The organism is Paenibacillus sp. MAH-35 (assembly GCF_058135425.1).
In genome coordinates this window covers 172,513-188,773 of record NZ_JBYUPU010000001.1, presented here as the reverse complement: position 1 = coordinate 188,773, position 16,261 = coordinate 172,513, and the positions used below count along the sequence as shown (strand labels likewise).

General features: G+C 56.3%; 14 protein-coding genes and 1 pseudogene. 9 read left to right on the top strand and 6 right to left on the bottom strand.

Annotated elements, in window-relative coordinates; all coding sequences use genetic code 11:
* Positions 1–346: 346 nt before the first annotated feature.
* The gene (gene aroA, locus AC3Y2E_RS00725) at positions 347–1,708 is read right to left on the bottom strand and encodes a 3-phosphoshikimate 1-carboxyvinyltransferase (protein WP_379206115.1); all 1,362 of its coding nucleotides are present in this window, start codon (positions 1,706–1,708) and stop codon (positions 347–349) included.
* 175 nt (positions 1,709–1,883) lie between these two features.
* Here aroA and AC3Y2E_RS00720 point away from each other — a divergent pair, with 175 nt between their 5' ends.
* Complete coding sequence (locus AC3Y2E_RS00720; RefSeq protein ID WP_379206113.1) at positions 1,884–2,801, top strand: LysR family transcriptional regulator; 918 nt, start codon at positions 1,884–1,886, stop codon at positions 2,799–2,801.
* 284 nt (positions 2,802–3,085) lie between these two features.
* Positions 3,086–4,630 carry a glycosyltransferase family 4 protein gene (locus AC3Y2E_RS00715; protein ID WP_379206111.1) on the top strand — a complete coding sequence of 515 codons (1,545 nt, stop codon included), beginning with the start codon at positions 3,086–3,088 and terminating at the stop codon, positions 4,628–4,630.
* A gap of 414 nt (positions 4,631–5,044) precedes the next feature.
* Here AC3Y2E_RS00715 and AC3Y2E_RS00710 read toward each other — a convergent pair whose 3' ends face one another.
* Positions 5,045–5,449 (bottom strand): helix-turn-helix domain-containing protein, encoded by a 405-nt coding sequence (locus tag AC3Y2E_RS00710; RefSeq protein WP_379206108.1) that lies wholly within the window; start codon positions 5,447–5,449, stop codon positions 5,045–5,047.
* Between the two features lie 138 nt (positions 5,450–5,587).
* Here AC3Y2E_RS00710 and AC3Y2E_RS00705 point away from each other — a divergent pair, with 138 nt between their 5' ends.
* Together AC3Y2E_RS00705 and AC3Y2E_RS00700 are read left to right on the top strand one after the other, a co-directional pair.
* Positions 5,588–5,734 carry a hypothetical protein gene (locus AC3Y2E_RS00705; protein WP_190924316.1) on the top strand — a complete coding sequence of 49 codons (147 nt, stop codon included), beginning with the start codon at positions 5,588–5,590 and terminating at the stop codon, positions 5,732–5,734.
* A 113-nt stretch (positions 5,735–5,847) separates the two neighbouring features.
* Positions 5,848–6,489, top strand: coding sequence for a class I SAM-dependent methyltransferase (locus tag AC3Y2E_RS00700; protein ID WP_379206106.1), 642 nt, complete (start codon positions 5,848–5,850; stop codon positions 6,487–6,489).
* On the opposite strand, the gene AC3Y2E_RS00695 is transcribed toward AC3Y2E_RS00700, so the two are convergent.
* Positions 6,486–7,049 carry a dihydrofolate reductase gene (locus tag AC3Y2E_RS00695; RefSeq protein ID WP_379206104.1) on the bottom strand — a complete coding sequence of 188 codons (564 nt, stop codon included), beginning with the start codon at positions 7,047–7,049 and terminating at the stop codon, positions 6,486–6,488. The genes AC3Y2E_RS00700 and AC3Y2E_RS00695 overlap by 4 nt on opposite strands.
* 35 nt (positions 7,050–7,084) lie before the next feature.
* A complete protein-coding gene (locus tag AC3Y2E_RS00690) occupies positions 7,085–7,954 on the bottom strand; it encodes an NUDIX domain-containing protein (RefSeq protein WP_379206102.1) in 870 nt (289 codons plus the stop codon).
* 184 nt (positions 7,955–8,138) lie between these two features.
* Here AC3Y2E_RS00690 and AC3Y2E_RS00685 point away from each other — a divergent pair, with 184 nt between their 5' ends.
* The 5 genes from AC3Y2E_RS00685 (at position 8,139) to AC3Y2E_RS00665 (ending at position 14,800) form a co-directional block, all read left to right on the top strand.
* Entirely contained in the window at positions 8,139–9,095 is a 957-nt protein-coding gene (locus tag AC3Y2E_RS00685) for an ABC transporter permease (protein ID WP_379206100.1), read from the top strand.
* Positions 9,089–9,973 carry a carbohydrate ABC transporter permease gene (locus tag AC3Y2E_RS00680; protein ID WP_379206097.1) on the top strand — a complete coding sequence of 295 codons (885 nt, stop codon included), beginning with the start codon at positions 9,089–9,091 and terminating at the stop codon, positions 9,971–9,973. Before AC3Y2E_RS00685 ends, AC3Y2E_RS00680 begins: the two co-directional genes overlap by 7 nt.
* A gap of 36 nt (positions 9,974–10,009) precedes the next feature.
* The gene (locus AC3Y2E_RS00675; protein ID WP_379206095.1) at positions 10,010–11,629 is read left to right on the top strand and encodes an extracellular solute-binding protein; all 1,620 of its coding nucleotides are present in this window, start codon (positions 10,010–10,012) and stop codon (positions 11,627–11,629) included.
* A gap of 184 nt (positions 11,630–11,813) precedes the next feature.
* A complete protein-coding gene (locus AC3Y2E_RS00670; RefSeq protein ID WP_379206093.1) occupies positions 11,814–14,129 on the top strand; it encodes a helix-turn-helix domain-containing protein in 2,316 nt (771 codons plus the stop codon).
* A gap of 47 nt (positions 14,130–14,176) precedes the next feature.
* Positions 14,177–14,800, top strand: coding sequence for an NUDIX hydrolase (locus AC3Y2E_RS00665; protein WP_379206091.1), 624 nt, complete (start codon positions 14,177–14,179; stop codon positions 14,798–14,800).
* A gap of 684 nt (positions 14,801–15,484) precedes the next feature.
* Here AC3Y2E_RS00665 and AC3Y2E_RS00660 read toward each other — a convergent pair.
* Both AC3Y2E_RS00660 and AC3Y2E_RS00655 read right to left on the bottom strand, forming a co-directional pair.
* Positions 15,485–15,787, bottom strand: coding sequence for a transposase (locus AC3Y2E_RS00660; protein ID WP_379206089.1), 303 nt, complete (start codon positions 15,785–15,787; stop codon positions 15,485–15,487).
* Positions 15,788–16,002: 215 nt separating this feature from the next.
* A pseudogene (locus AC3Y2E_RS00655) lies at positions 16,003–16,155 on the bottom strand (zinc ribbon domain-containing protein); the annotation flags it as partial.
* Positions 16,156–16,261 lie beyond the last annotated feature (106 nt).

The window sequence follows — 16,261 nt, the reverse complement described above, 5'->3', positions numbered from 1 at the left end:
CCGGACACCGGGAGAGCGCTGCTCTTCCGGTGTCCGCCGTTCCGACGAAAGGCTTATCCGTGCATCGATACATTAATGCGGCATACCCCCCCCTTCATGTGACGCCGAGCACCGTTCCGGGAGTTTCACGCTGGTGCGGCAAGCCGGCCTCCCCCGTCTTCCTCGGGACCTTCCCTCTTCGCTGCTGCGCAACCGCCCGCCGGATTTGCCAGTTTCCTATGCTTTTGTATATGCAGCCCGCCCTCATCGGTGAAAGGACAAGCTCCTCGGTGACAGCAAAGTACACGCCAGGACCCATGGGATTGGCGCTCTTTAACGGCACTTTAACCGGGAGTTATTAGGCGTTTTATCGCACGGAATGGAGACGGACCTGCAGCCCCAGACGGCTCATATCGTCAAAAAACGTCGGGCACGTCTTGGACACGCAGCCCGGATCGAGCAGCCGGATGCCCGGAACCCTGGCGCCGATCAAAGCGAGCGACATCGCCACCCGGTGGTCGTCGTACGTCGGAAGTACGGCCGCAGACGGAATTCCCGGATGAATCGTCATACCGTCTTCGCGCTCGTCGACCCGGATGCCCAGCTTGCCGAGCGATTCGCAGATCGCTGCGATCCGGTCGCATTCGTGAGTCCGGATATGAGCGACGCCGGTAATCGTGATCGGCGCATCGGCAAACGGCGCGATCGCAGCCAGCGTCATCGCCTGATCGGACATCTCCTTCATGCTGATCTCGAATCCGCCGCGCAGACGCGGAGCGCCCCAGAGCTCCACCGCTCCGCCGTCCAGGCCGACCCGGCAGCCCATCCGCCGAAGCAATTCGGCAAACCCGATATCCGGCTGGCGGGTACGGGGATCGAGATTGGCGATCCGGATATAACCTCCGGTCAGGGCGGCAAAGGCCAGCGGATAACAAGCGGTCGAGGCGTCCGCTTCGATCGATAACGTCTGCCCTCTGTACCGCCGGGGCCGGACCACGAAGCGGTCGAAGCGGTCCCCGTGCGTTACCGGTACTCCGAAATGCTCCATAAGCTCGATCGTAATGCGGACATAAGCGTGCTGCACGATGCCGTCCGGCACGACGATTTCGGTCTCTTCAGCCGCATAAGGGCTCGCTAGCAGCACGCCGCTCAGAAATTGGCTGGAGACGGACCCGGACAAGGAAACCGCCCCGCCTCTCAGACGTTTCCCTGCAATCTCAATCGGAAGCTTGCCCTCTTCATCCGCGTACCGGATCTCCGCCCCCATCGCGCTCAGTGCCGTAACGAGCGGCGCGATCGGCCGTTCCCGAAGACTACGGCTGCCTTCCATCCGCCACAGGCCGCCCTCATCGCCAGCCAGAAGGCCGGGCAAAAAACGGGCGACCGTTCCCGCCGCTCCCGCATACAAATCGGCCTTGCGGTTAGGCCACGCCCCTCCCGTTCCCCCGATCCGGATGTCCTCCCCGGTTATATCCGCCTTTACGCCAAGCCGGCGCAAAGCGTCCAGACACCAGTACGTATCGTCGCTTCGCAGCGCATTGCCGATTACCGAGCTCCCGTCCGCCATGGCGGCCATAAGAAACACCCGGTTCGTGACGCTTTTGCTGCCGGCGACGATCCATTCCGGCTGATGGACAGGCCCGACAGGCGGATGAAGCTCCGCTTCTACCACTCCCTGCAGCCCGGACCACGGCGATCTCGCCTCCATATCCCCATCTGTATGATTCATGCCCACTCATCCTTCCCATGTGTAATGGGACAGACGCGCCGATCCCGTTTCCCGTCCCCGCTCTCCAGAATTCGCTACAGCATTCGGCGCGTTGTCATTGTGTTTGATTATAAAGAGGAGTATGATAAATGAAAAATTGATGTTATGGATATTTGTCATAGAGGTGTTCTATATCATGAGTGCTATCGATCAGTATAAAGTGTTTGAGCTGGCCGTCCGGCTCGGAAGCATAACGAAAGCGGCGGAGGAGTTGTACATGACGCAGCCGAGCGCCAGCTATGCGATCCGGCAGCTCGAAGAGCAGCTCGGTGTGAAGCTGCTCGTCCGCCGGTCGAAAGGGGTCGAAGTGACGGAGGAAGGACGCGTGCTTCACCGGTTCGTGGAGCAAGCGTTCGGACTGCTGCAGGCCGGAGAACGGAAAATCGGAGAAATGAAATCGTATATGTCGGGCATCGTCCGGCTCGGCGCAAGCGATTCGTTGTGCAAGCATTATTTGCTGCCTTTCCTCGAATCGTTCCGAAGCGGGAGGCCCGGCATCCGGATCATCTTGTCGCATGGCAAAAGCGAAGAAATCATGACGCGTCTGGCCGCAGGCGCGATTGATTGCGGCATGATCCACCTGCCGGCCCGGGAAGACTCGCTCGTTGCCGCCCGCCGCGGCATTCAGGACTGCTTCGTCGCCGGACAAGCCTATGCTCATCTCGCCTCGTCCCCGGTCTCGCTGCACGAGCTCGTGCGGGAGCCGTTCGTCCTGTTGTCGGCGGGGAGCCGGACGCGTTCCTTTTTCCACTCGTACCTGCAGACGCACGGGTTAAGCCTGGAGCCGGATATCGAGCTGAGCAGCGTCGATCTGCTCGTCGAATTCGCCGTCAAAAATATGGGTATCGCCTTCGTCACCCGCGATTTCGTCAGCAAAGAACTGGAATCGGGAGCTCTGCTTGAGATTCGCACCCGCGAACCGATTCCAGCCCGCTCGATCGGGGTCGTCTCGGCTCCGCAGCAGTCGTTGTCGCTGGCCGCCGCTCTGTTCGTCGAGCAGTTGTCCCAGCATATCGGCGATTCGACAGAAGGAGAACTATCGAACGAATCGTAAAACCCCGGAGATCCGCCCGCGAGTTTGGGGGCCCTGTGAGCATATAGTATACGTAAGTGTTCAAAAAGTCCGGTTTTCAGCACCGAGAAGATGGGATGAAGCTAGGAAATGAGGAGCGGAGCGTAGTGACAGCTACGTGAGCACCGGAAGTTCCGGCTGAATTCCATATTCGATGTCGAGCAGGCTTCCTGTATCTGCTTCGTGATCAAAAGTGGGCTTTTTGAACAACCTCTATACGACATATGCCTGATGGGATCGTAAAACGGTGCAGGGAGGTTCTCCGATTGCCGCCAAAAAAACGAAAAAAGCCAGTTTCGTCACCAACTCCCCGATTCAAGCGTCTCCGGTCCCATAAAACGGGCCGCATTCATGCAAGAAAAGCGGGAGCAGCAAGCGGAAGCAGAAAGAAATCGCTTGCGCGCAAGCGCCGGATCGCAGCGAAAGGGCAGCACCGCTTCAAGCGTGATCGTCTGCCCGCCAAACGGCGAAGCCGTCTCTCCCCGATCCGGATGCGGGAAACCCGCCCCGCCATTCACGTGCCGAGCCTGGAGCTCCCGGAGGTTTCCCGTTACGATCCGGCCTCCGCCTCTCCCGGAACTCCCGGGAAAAAGCTGAATATTTTGTACCTGGTCCATCAGTTTTATCCCGAAGCGTACACCGGCACCGAGAAATTCGTCCTGACGATGGCCAAGTCGATGCTTGGCGGCGGTCATCGCGTTAAAATCGCGACCTACAGCGGAGGCGAGCCGGATACGTTTCCTCACACGCACGGCGAGGTCGTCTACCGGGAATACGACTACGAAGGAGTGCCGGTGGTCGCCTATCGGCACAAGAGCCTGGACCCGGCCCGATCGTTCGGGATCGGACATCCCGATCTCGCTTCCTTCGCGGATGAACTTATCACCGAGGAGCAGCCGGATCTTCTCCATATCGGGCATCCTATGCGCGCGATGGAGTTCATCCAGGCAAGCTTGCGGCTCGGCGTGCCTTACGTGATCACCCTAACGGACTTCTGGTTTCTGTGTCCGAAAGGGATTATGCTGCATACAAGCCGCAACCTGTGCGCAGGCCCGGAGCAAGGCGCCGCCTGCCTTCAGCATTGCCAGATTCCGGGCGCCGAGCAGCGGTTCGCCACGCATATTCCTCTGCTGCAAGCCGCCCGTAAAATTTTGTCCCCGTCGGCCTTTCTCGCCTCGATGATGAAATATTCGCTGCCGGACCTGAAGGTGGAAGTATTGAACCACGGCATCCATCGTGATCCGGCACTCGGAAACAATAAAACTTACAAGCGCGGCGACGCTTTGACGTTTTTTTACGGAGGCTCGCTGAACGATCACAAAGGCGTTCATCTCCTGCTCGAGGCGATGGCCCTCGTCCCGTCCAAAAAGCTTAAGCTGAAAATCTACGGCTCCGGACCGGCCGCTTATACGGAAAGGCTGCGGCTCGAAGCGGCCAAAGACCGCCGTGTGGAGCTGTGCGGTCTTTATACCGAAGACGAAATTCCGGGCATTTATCAAAATGCCGATGTGGCGATCGTTCCGTCGGTCTGGTACGAAAACTATCCGCTGGTGCTGTACGAGGCGTTGTCGTTCAACGTCCCGGCTCTCGTCTCGAATGCCGGCGGCATGGCGGAGAAAGTGAAGGACGGGGTGAACGGCTATACGTTCCGGCTCGGCGACGCGGCCCACCTCGCTTCGCAGATCCGGACGCTGCTTAGGAACCCGGCCTTGCTGAACACGTTCAAGGCGAACCTGAGAAACGACCCGATCCCTACAATGGAGCAGGAAGCGCAGGCATACGAGAGCATCTACTATTCGTGCGCCAGATGAGCGGGCGGATCGGGATCATCCCCGTTTCGCTTCGTCCTGCCGGAGGCCGCCGCATGATGGAATACCGCCCGGGTCATGCAGAGACAAGGGCTTTCCCCGAAGTCATTTTGCGATTATTATTCATGTCCTGCTCGAAACCGATGATCCTATAGAAAAAGGACCTCCGCCCCCACGTTACCGTGGAAGCCTGAGGTCCTTTCGTTTGGATATCGGGACGTTCCCTTGTCATCCGACACTTGTTGGAATATTCGCTTTGTTTGTTTTCTTCGTTATTTATCGTTAATTATAAGGGTTAGTCGTTGGTAGCCGTTGTTGTTCAGTTGTTGTTGTTCAGTTGTTGTTGTTCAGTTGTTGTTGTTCAGTTGTTGTTGTTCAGTTGTTGTTTTTCAGTTGTTGCTTTTCAGTCATTGCTTTTCAGTCGTTCTCATCGTCCGCTCTGTCGTCGTCCGTATGACCGCCGTCCGGCTTCCGGCTGCTGTCGTACTTGGCCCGCTTCTCCTTGAGCAGGCGAAACATCTCGAGCGAATCCCGCACGTGCTGGGCTTCCTCTTCTGTCAGCTCTTCCACTTCGCCGTCGAAGTATACTTTCGCCTTACCCGGTCCGGAGGCCGATCCGCCGCCCGTTTCCCCTGTAAGCAGCCAATCGATCGAGACATTGTACAGAATGGACATCTGATGCAGAATTTCGTTATCGGGCTGGGATTTATCGTTTTCGTACTTGGATATCGTCGTAAAATTAAGGCCGAGACTGTCAGCCACTTGCTGCTGGGTGAGCCGCTTGCTGTTTCTGGCGCTTTTCAATCTCGCACCGAAAGTCATTACTTATCACCTCGACTTTCAGTATAAAAGATTTAAATTTTCTTCAACACACTATTGAAGATTATTCAAGACATAGGTTATAATTTGAAATATATGCAATGGAAAATATTGATTAGGATGAAAGGAGGTGTAAATTACGTGATCGCCGCTTACAATACTCCCGTCATTGTGACGATTCTGATCCTCGGTATAATCGGATTCGCCTATTCCATCCGGGCAGAGATGCGTTACCGGGAAAAAATGCGCAAGGAGATGGAGGAAATCCGCCGGACTCCCCGAACCTAATTTAGGTACGATTATATTGAATTGAATACTAGGATGATGATCGCCTGCGGACGGCGGCCGCTGCTCACAGGGGCCGGACCGCAGCCCATTCCGATACCGCTAGGGGGAAGACGATGCAGTTCTATTACAGCAGGCGGGCACGCGAGCACGAAAGCGCATATCATCACGACGATCCCGCTTGCCGAAGCGAACTGGTCGAGTTGGAACGCTGCATGCAAAGCGCCCTGAACGGGTGCGATGTGCTGGAGATCGCCTGCGGCGCCGGTTACTGGACGGAGCGCGCAGCCGCGGCGGCCAGACGGGTGACGGCTACCGACATGACGATGGAATCGCTGGATATCGCCATCGCCAGAGACTTATCGCCGGACAAAGTCCGCTTTATCCGCGCCGACGCCTTTGCGCTCGGGAAAGTACCCGGCCCTTTCAACGCAGGCCTGGCTGCCTTCTGGCTGTCCCATGTTCCCAAATCCCGGCTGAACGACTTTTTGGACGGCTTCCACGCCCGGCTTGATCCCGGGGCTGTCGTATTCATGGCCGACCATAGTTACGTCGAAGAGGCCGGTGGCGAGTTGTTCCAACGCGAAAGCGAGGAAGACACGTACAAGCTGAGAACGCTGTCCGGTGGCACCAGGCATGAAATAATAAAAAACTGCTACCGGGCAGACGATCTCATCGGCTTGTTCACCCCGCGTGCAACCGAGCTGCAGGTGCAAGTGTCTTCGTGCTTCTGGTGGGTGCGCTACCGGCTCCCTTAACCGGACGTCCGTCTTTTGTATACCAAGTATGTATAGCCGAAGCTGTTATACTCGTCCGCCTTCACTTCTTGCCGCGACACCTCGGTCCATTCCGATGCATGGAATTCGGGAAAATAGGCATCTCCTTCAAACTCCGCATCGATAACCGTTACATACAACATATCCGCTACCGGCATAAACAACCGGTATATTTGTTCCCCGCCTATAATAAACAGCGGGGAGTCTCCCGCATAACGCTCCAGCACGTCCTCCGCCGATCCCGCAATCTCGCAGCCCGGAGCCGCATAATCTTTGTCCCGCGTCAGAATCACGTTCCTTCTCCCCGGCAGTGGTCGTTTCATATCCTCATAATTCAGCCGGCCCGATACGACCGTGTGCCCCATCGTCACCCGCTTGAAATATTGCTGCTCGGCTGGAAGCCTCCACGGGATCGTGTTGTTCACGCCGATAACCCGGTTGCGATCCATCGCTGCGATCATCGCGATTCCGGTCCCTCCCGGCCGCTCCCGGAGCTTTCTTCCGATCGTCTGGAGCGTCTCGCCGCCTTCCTCTGTCATCATCAATCTCCCCCTCTGCCCAAGTCGCGTAGCCGCCTTCACGGCAGCATCCGTTCATCGTTCCCGACGGCTTGGAAGATAAACGACAAGGCTGCCGCCGTCCCGATCGGAAACAGCCTCGTCTCCGGCTCGAGCCCCGGCAGCGCCGCCACCAGCCCGGCCCCCTCGCCGATCAGCTCCCGCAAGGTCGGCTTGCGCCCGGACGCTTCGGCCACCTGCTGATCCGTCATCGCAATCACTCCGCACACCTCGTCCTCCTTCAGCTCGGAAAGCGGCCCGGCCAGAATTGCCCTATAGATCACGATCTGGTAGCGGCGGCCTTCGCGCGGGCTTCCCGGCGGATGAATCATCTCGTACCAGACATAAGGAGCGGGACGATCGGAGACGGCGATCTCCGACACGACACCCGCAGACGATACCCGGAACGTGCGCTCCGCATGACGCAGCTCCACTTCGGCCCCGATCTCCTCGCGGGCTTCTCGCTCCGCGCATTCCGTCAGCGACTCCCCGGGCTCCAGATGACCGCCAATACCGGCAAAAAAACGTTCGCCTCCCTCCATCCGGTGTCTCGACCCGGCTACGAAAAACAGCAGCCTGCCGCTGCGATCCCGCAGCGCAAGTCCCGTCCCGATCTCCGCCCCTTCCGGCATCAGCTCCAGAATCGCCGGAACGTCGGCCAAGTCTCTATCCGGCTGGTGCCCCGGTTTGTTCTCCGGTTCGTCCCTTAGTTCGTCTTTCCGTGTGTCCTTTGGTTCGTGCTCCGGTATGCCCTCGGGTTTGTCATCCAGCTTGACTTCCGGTTTGTTCTCCGACCGGTCCGCCCGCCAATCCCCCAACTGCTCCACCGTCCGCTCCCGCTCGTTCATCCCCCGTCCCCTTTCTCCCCAACCAAATCCTGGTCCTCTCATCCTCCTATCTTACCATATCCATCCGCCTGTTTTAGCGGTAACGTAAATTTCTGCAGATGCCTAAAAAAACTGCCGATTTACGGTGTAAGCGTTTTATTATAAGGTGGTTTGCACAGGGGCCCGGGACCCTTGAGACATCGAACGATAAAACAGCCTGACGTTCTTGAAAGGATGGTGAATGGACATGAATTCGGCTATGCCGGCAGATGCTCCGGCGCAACCGGTCCGGGGGCGACGATCGCCGCTTTTCCGGTCTTTTCGGAAAAATTGGGATTTGTACGCCCTGCTCGTACCCGTTATCGCTTATTACATCATTTTCCACTACATCCCGATGTACGGCGTACAGATCGCCTTCAAAGATTTTATCGCTTCCAAAGGAATCGGGGGAAGTCCGTGGGTCGGCTTCGACCATTTCGAGCGTTTTTTCAACAGCTACTATTTCTGGCGCCTGATCGTCAACACGCTGGGCATCGGCTTGTACGAGCTCGTCGTCGGCTTCCCCGTTCCGATCATACTGGCGCTGCTCATTAACGAGGTAAGCTCGAACCGGTTCAAAAAGCTCGTCCAAACCGTGACCTACGCACCGCATTTTCTTTCCACCGTCGTCCTTGTCGGGATGCTGATCATCTTTTTGTCGCCGCGCAGCGGCATCGTGAATCAGTTGATCGGGTGGTTCGGCGGAGAGCCGGTCGCCTTCCTGACGGAGCCGGAATGGTTCAAGTCCGTTTATGTTTTCTCCGGCGTATGGCAGCAGATGGGCTGGAGCTCGATTATTTACTTGGCGGCTCTGACTGGCATCGACCCGCAGCAGCACGAAGCGGCCAAAGTCGACGGTGCGACCCGCCTGCAGCGAATCTGGCATATTAATTTGCCGGGCATCCGGCCTACGATCGTCATCCTGCTGATCCTGAACGCGGGATCGATACTCGCCGTCGGCTTCGAGAAGGTGTATCTGCTGCAAAACAGCCTGAACATGGAAAGCTCGGACATCATCTCGACTTACGTGTACCGGAGCGGCATCCTTGAAGCCCAGTACAGCTTCTCGGCCGCCGTCGGCCTGTTTAATTCGCTCGTGAACTTCGTCATGCTGATTACGGTCAACTACATAGCCAAGAAAGCGGGAGAGACGAGCTTATGGTAAAACAAACGTTCGGCGACAAGCTGTTCGGCTTTATCGTTTATGCGCTGCTGGCGCTCGTGCTCCTTGCGGTCCTCTATCCGCTGCTGTTCGTGCTTAGCGCCTCGATCAGCGACCCGGCGAAAGTCGTGAACGGAGAAATCTGGCTGCTTCCGAAAGATATAACGATCCGGGGATACGAGAAAGTGTTTCAGAACAGCGACATCCTGACCGGTTATGCCAACACGCTGCTGTACACGATCGTCGGAACTTGCGTGAACGTCGTTTTGACGATTCTGGCCGCTTACCCGCTGTCCCGCAAAGATCTGATCGGCCGGGGAGTTTTTACCGCCCTGTTCGTTTTTACGATGTTTTTCAGCGGCGGCCTGATCCCGACTTACTTGCTGGTGAAAAGCCTCGGCATGGTCAATACGATGTGGGCGCTGATCGTTCCGAATGCGGTAGCCGTGTGGAACATCATCATCATGCGCACGTTTTTCCAGCAAAGCATCCCCGGCGAAATTCAGGAGTCCGCCCAGATGGACGGCTGCTCGAACGTGAAGACGCTCGTATCGATCGTACTGCCGCTGTCGCTGCCGATTCTCGCCGTCATGACGCTATTCTACAGCGTGGCACATTGGAACTCCTACTTCAGCGCGCTGATCTACATCACCGACCGGGAGCGTTATCCGCTGCAGCTCGTGCTGCGGGAGATCCTGATCCAGAGCAATATGAGCGACATGGTGCAATCCAGCGAAGAATCGCTCGCCAAAAGCATCATGGAAGCCGAATCGATCAAATACGCCGTCGTCATCGTCGCCAACTTGCCGATGCTGATGCTGTACCCGTTCCTTCAGCGGTATTTCGTCAAAGGGCTGGTGATCGGGGCTGTGAAGGGTTAAGAAACGTTGGAACAGATCAAAGGAGGTTCATAACCAATGAAAACGAAAAAGTGGGTTCCCGCCTCGCTCTCGCTGGCCGTCGCCGCCGTGTCCGCCCTGTCCGCATGCTCCGGCGGCAAAGAAGAGGGCGCTGACAGCAGAGCGAAGCTTCCGCAAGCCATTTTTAACGCTGCGGGGATGCCGATCGTCTCCGAAAAGATCAACCTGAAGATGATCGCGGGCAAAGCGCCGACTACCGCCCCCAACTGGAATGAAACGATGCTGTGGACCGAATACGCAAAAATGACGAACGTCCAAGTGCAATGGGAGATGGTCCCGAGTGAAAATATGGCGGAAAAACGCAATATTATGCTGGCCGGCGGGGACTACCCCGACGCTTTATTCACCGCGGCGATTCCGGCCCCGGATCTGCTCAAATACGGCTCGCAGGGCGTATTCGTCAAGCTGAACGATCTGATCGACAAGCACGCCCCCAATCTGAAAAAAATATTGGACGAATACCCGGAAGTACGCAAAGGGCTAACGATGCCGGACGGCAACATTTATTCGTTCCCGACCGTTTACGATCCGAAATTCACCTCGGTGCTCGGAGGCGGCAAGACGTGGCTGCGCAAGGAGTGGCTCGACAAGCTGAACATCCCCGAGCCTCAGACGACGGAGCAGTTTTACGAGATGCTGAAGGCGTTCAAGGAGAAAGACCCGAACGGCAACGGGCAGGCCGACGAAATTCCGCTTGCCGGCTCCAGCCTGGCTTCGCTGGTCACGTACTTCAAGGGCGCCTGGGGACTCGGCAACAAGGGAGCGCGTCACGCCAACGTCGACATCGATCCGCAGACAAACAAGCTGCGCTTTATCCCGACCGATCCGAAGTACAAGGAGCTGCTTCAATATTTGAACAAGCTGTACGCCGAAGGACTGATCAACAACGATATTTTCACCGTGCAGGCGAACCAGTTTTACGCTACCGGCGCGAAAGGACTTTACGGCGTGGTCGTGACCACAAGCCCCTACACCCTGATGAACCAGCCGGGATATTTCGGAGCCAGCGCGCTGAAAGGGCCCCACGGCGATCAGGTGTATACGGCCGTCGGCTCGCCGCTTGCGGCGCCAGGAGCGTTCGTCATTACGGATAAAAACAAACATCCGGAAGCGACCGTCCGCTGGATGGACTATTTGTACGGCGAAGAAGGCAGCAAAATGTTCTTTATGGGCTTCGAAGGCAAATCGTACGAGAAAACGGCTTCCGGCGAGCTCCAGTATACGAAGGAGATTACGGCGAATCCGAACGGCCTTACGTTCGAGCAGGCGCTCGTCAAATACGTCGTCTGGCCGGGCGGCGGTTATCCGAATATCGTGCGGCAGCAATTTTTCAAAGGGGCGGAAAGCTTGCCGGAATCGGTCGAAGCGGCGGAACGGTTTGCGAAATATATGCCGAAGGAGCTATGGCCGAACTTTACCTTTACCGCGGAGGAAAACCAGCGGATGTCCGCTTTGACCGCCGACATTAACAGCTATGTGAACGAGATGCTGGCCAAGTTCGTATCCGGCAAATCGACGTTCGCCGAATGGGACACATATGTGGCGACGCTGAACAAGATGCGGCTGGACGAATTTATGCAAATATACGGAGCTGCTTATGAGCGGTATAAGAAATAGTCGGACGGTTTAACCCGTCTCGATCATTTTCATCGGCTGTTCCGTACGCTGCAGACCGGGCTTACCCACTCGGGAGACTCTTCATTTTGAAAAAATGGGGGTCTCCTTCGGCTATGGTTTCTACTTGTGGCCGCACCAGGATGCCCAAGCTTCCGTCTATGATCCGAAAGGGGGCTCTAGCGATATGATCCGAAGTCACCGGTTTTACAACTATTTATTCTCCTACATCCTGCTTGTCATCCTCCTCCTGGTAGCCGTCAGCGGTGTCGTGTATCAGAACTTTTTCGAGACGCTGCGCCAGGAGGTCGAGCATTCGACCGTCTCCTCGTTGTCCCAGTTCCGGGACGCCGTGGACCTGCGCATCCGTGAGATGAACCGGATGGCTTCGCAAATTTCGTCCAATCCGCAATTAACGCCGTTCGTAGCCTCGGACGGCGGATACGGAACGCTGCAAGCGATTACGCAGCTCAGGCAGTATGCTTCGACGAACCTGTTTATTACCGATGTCGTTTTGTATTATAAAGTTCCGGGCATATCCAGGCTGTACGCCTCCAGCGGAACGTACGATCTCGGGATGTTTTTCGATACGTTTTACACTTATTCTGATTGGAGCAAGGACGAATTCATCCGGACGGCCGACAAGCTCTCGGCTCCGCTGTTGCGGCCGACGGAAGAAGTGATGATCAACCGTCTGCATAACGCGAAATTCGCCACGTATCTCGTCCCGATTCCGCTGAATGCGGAAGTTCCTTACGGGACCGCACTGTTTCTAATTCGGGAGGACGCTTGGGTTCAGGCCGCCCAGGGGGTGCTCAGCGAATCCGACGGCTTGTTATTTGTGCTGAACCGGGAGGGCGAGGTGCTGTTCAGTCAGGAAAACGGCGGTCGCAGCCCGGTCGGACGGGAGCTGCTCACCCAGATTCGCAGCACGCCGGACCGCGAAGCGATCACCGGCATGACCGCCCAGGGGCGGAAGTTCTCCGTGCTGACGCTCAAATCGGATAACCGCGACTGGACCTACGTTGCCGCCCTGCCGACCGATCAATGGATGAGCAAGGTTAACGAAACGCGCGGCATTTTCAACCTGACGGTAACGATCGTATTTCTTACCGGCGTCCTGATCGCCTTCGGCTTCTCCATGAGGCACTACAAGCCGTTAAAACGGCTGGCCGGCATCGTATCCAGCCAGCATAAAACCGAGCCGTTGGGGGGAAGACGTGACGAGATCGACTACATATCGAGAGCGATCGGCTCGATGGCCAAGGAGAAGGAAAGCTTGCTGCACCGGCTGCGCAGTCATGGAAGCGCGCTTCGGGAACAGGTTCTGCTCACCCTGATCAAAGGGAAGCTCCGATCGGTGGCGGAAGTGGACGACATGCTGCAGTTTTCCAATCTGCGGCTCGACAAACCTTACTATGCGGTGCTGCTGTTCATGATCGACGACTATAATTCATTTCGTTGCCAAAATTCCGAGAAAATGCAGGAAGTGCTCGCCTACAGCTTGATGAAGGTGGTCGAGGAGCTCGCCTGCGAGGTCGGGACCGGGTTCGGGGCGGAAAGCATCGACGGCCGGAGCATCGTGTTTTTGCTTAATCTCAACGAAGGCTTTGACGATCCGGAGGCGCTGCGGCAGCTGGCGGATCAGGCCAAAGCGTTTTTCCGGCAATATTACCGGCTCACCGTCACCGTCGGCATCGGCGGCATCTACAGCGATCTGGCGTCGGTTCCGAAGTCGTACGTGGAAGCGAGCCATGCGGCCCGGTACCGGTTCGTGAAGGGCGGGGATCAGGTGATCTCGTTTCGCGAGATCGAGCCGCGCCAGTCCGGGGAATATGCGTATCCCGTAGAACGGATCGACCAGCTGGTCAAAGCGATCCGTCAGGGCGACGGCTGCAGCTTGGAACAGGCGGTGCGCGATGCGTTCAGCCATATCGTAGAGACGAACGTGTCGCTGGAGGCGGCGGAATGCATCTGTTTCGATATCGTCAACAACATTATGAAGACGCTGATCGAGCTGGAAATCGAAATCGACGACGATCTCGGTGAGACGCTGGAGCAGCTGTTCGTTCCCCGCTTCGAGACGATCGAGGAGCTGGAACAGCTCGTCGTCCGCATCTGCCTCCAAGTATGTGGCTGCATCATGGGCCAGAAGGAAAGCAAAAACGTGGTGCTGCTGGACAGCATGAAGGCTTACATCGAGCTGCATTACGCGGACCAGACACTCAACCTGGAGACGATCGCGGGACGGTTCGGCTTGTCTCCTTCGTACGCAACCCGTTTCTTCAAAGACCAGACCGGCTGTCCGCTAATGCGGTATATCGATTCCATCCGGATGGAGCGGGCCAAGGAGCTGATCAAATCGACCGAAATGACGCTCAAGGACATTATGGGAGAGGTCGGCTACGTCGATTCGACAAACTTTATCCGCAAGTTCAAAAAAGCCGAAGGCGTCACGCCGATTCAGTACCGGAATCTGGTCAAGGGGAGTTTCGTGCTATAATGGGGGGATGCGGTCCAGGAAGAACGATAGAACGAGGGGATGAGACTATGAACCACGAACGATTCGATATTTTCGACGAACAGATGAACATCATCGGCACCGCCACGCGTGCAGACACGCATAAGAACGGATACTGGCACCAGACGTTCCACTGCTGGATCGTCACCCCGAGCAGCGAAGGTCCCTGTCTCCTGCTCCAGAAACGCCATCCCGGCAAAGATACGCATCCGGATAAATACGACATTACGAGCGCGGGACATCTGCTGGCCGGTGAAACGGTAGAGGACGGCGTGCGGGAGCTGGAAGAGGAGCTCGGTCTTCGGGTCCGCTTCGACGAGTTGATCCCGATCGGGACGATTCCGGTCGAGATCCGCTACCGGGATTTGATCGACCGCGAGTTTTACCATACGTTTCTGTACGGCTGCAGCCAGCCGTTGGAAGCATATACTCTGCAGCCGGACGAGGTTGTGGGGCTTGTGAAGGTGCTCGCGGCCGACGCCTCCCGCCTGTTCGGGGGCGAGATCGATTCGATCGCGGCAAGCGGCGTCGAGACCGGTGCGGACGGGCGGCCCCGCGAAGTCAGCCGTCAGCTGTCCTGCGACGATTTCGTACCGCATGGGGCGGACTATTACCGCCATATTCTGGACGCGGTACGCCGTCACTTTTCGTAAGACGTGCCGGTGCGCAACGATCGTGGGTTAGCCATGCTCGCCAGTGCTGTGCCGAGCTGTGGAGCTCAGGCTAGCAATCTTGGGGGTGGCGATCCTGGGTAACTCTGCTGGCCGGGGATCTCAAGCCGGGACTCCCGAGCCCGCGCTGCTGAACAATTGCTTCCAGACCAACGAACCCGTCCCTCCTCCCCCGCCAACTGCAGTAAAAAAGGAAATCTCCCCCAACACCTGACATTAAGAGCGGTTTGCACCCCATATTTTCGCAAAAACAAGAAATCCTACGAAAATAAGAGCGATTTGAGAGACTGTCGATTCATTGTGTAGAAGTGTTAGCAGGCCGTTCCAAGTGAAAAGTTACCTTCTTTTGCTCAGACAGGTTGTCCGGAATCCCTTGATTTCATAAGGATTGTAAGGTAGGGGATTCCAGACAAAACTCGCCAGAAGGTAATCTTTTCCCTTTCCACTTGGTTGTCCATAATGAATCGACAGCCTCATTTGAAGCTCTTATCACAGTGTCAAACCCGAAAAACAGGGCTGCCTGCCGAAATTAAGGGTCTCAAATCGCTCTTATTTCGCTCACAAGGGGGTATAACGCTCGAATAAGAGCTCTAAATCTCTAAATCGCTCTTATGCGGTCGACCGACGCTACCGGCGCAATGGCCACCCCCTATTTCACAGCTGCCATCAGCTATCTGTACGTCTGTAAGCCGTCATCGTACTCCACAGCAAAAGGTACAGCAAATACAGCCCCAGATAGCTGCCGAATAGAAGAAACGCCCAGTTTTCGAACACGTGGTGCACCTCCGTCGCATATACCGTTCCGTGCGCCCGGATATCTTGAACCGCAAACGCGGACAAGAGGCCGAAGCCAAAGGCGCTCACGAGTGCAAGCGCATCGAGAAGCGCCTTCAACAAGCCGGAGATCCGCCGGAGCCATACGAATAGTACCGGTACGACCAGCATCCCGATGACGATTAACAGTTTCATTTCCCATCCCACACTCCTTGCCGCTTTTGCATTCAGCATGGACAGAAGCGCCGGGTGGGATACGTGCGGGATCAAAAATGTTCGGTCGGCGATCCAATCAGATTCTACTTTTCTTGAACCTCTCATGACTAAAGACACGAGATTCTTGGGTAGTCCCTTCTAACGAAGAGAAGTTCACCAAGCTAACCCTGTCGTTCCGACAGTTCGTGTAAGGATTACACAGCAAGAAGTCTTTTGCCTTCGGCAAGAATATTCAGGCTTGCGTTAAAGTCTCGGTCGTGATGCGCTCCACATTCCGGGCAGTCCCATTCACGCAACTTCAAATCTTTTACATCTTTGTGCTTATAGCTACAGCAGGAGCATAATTGCTACTGAATGGCATAGACGTAACCACGACCACGCTTTATTTCTGACACATAATCACCTCTGATTACAGGATAACATATGTCAGTGTTGTTCACCTATAGAAACCTT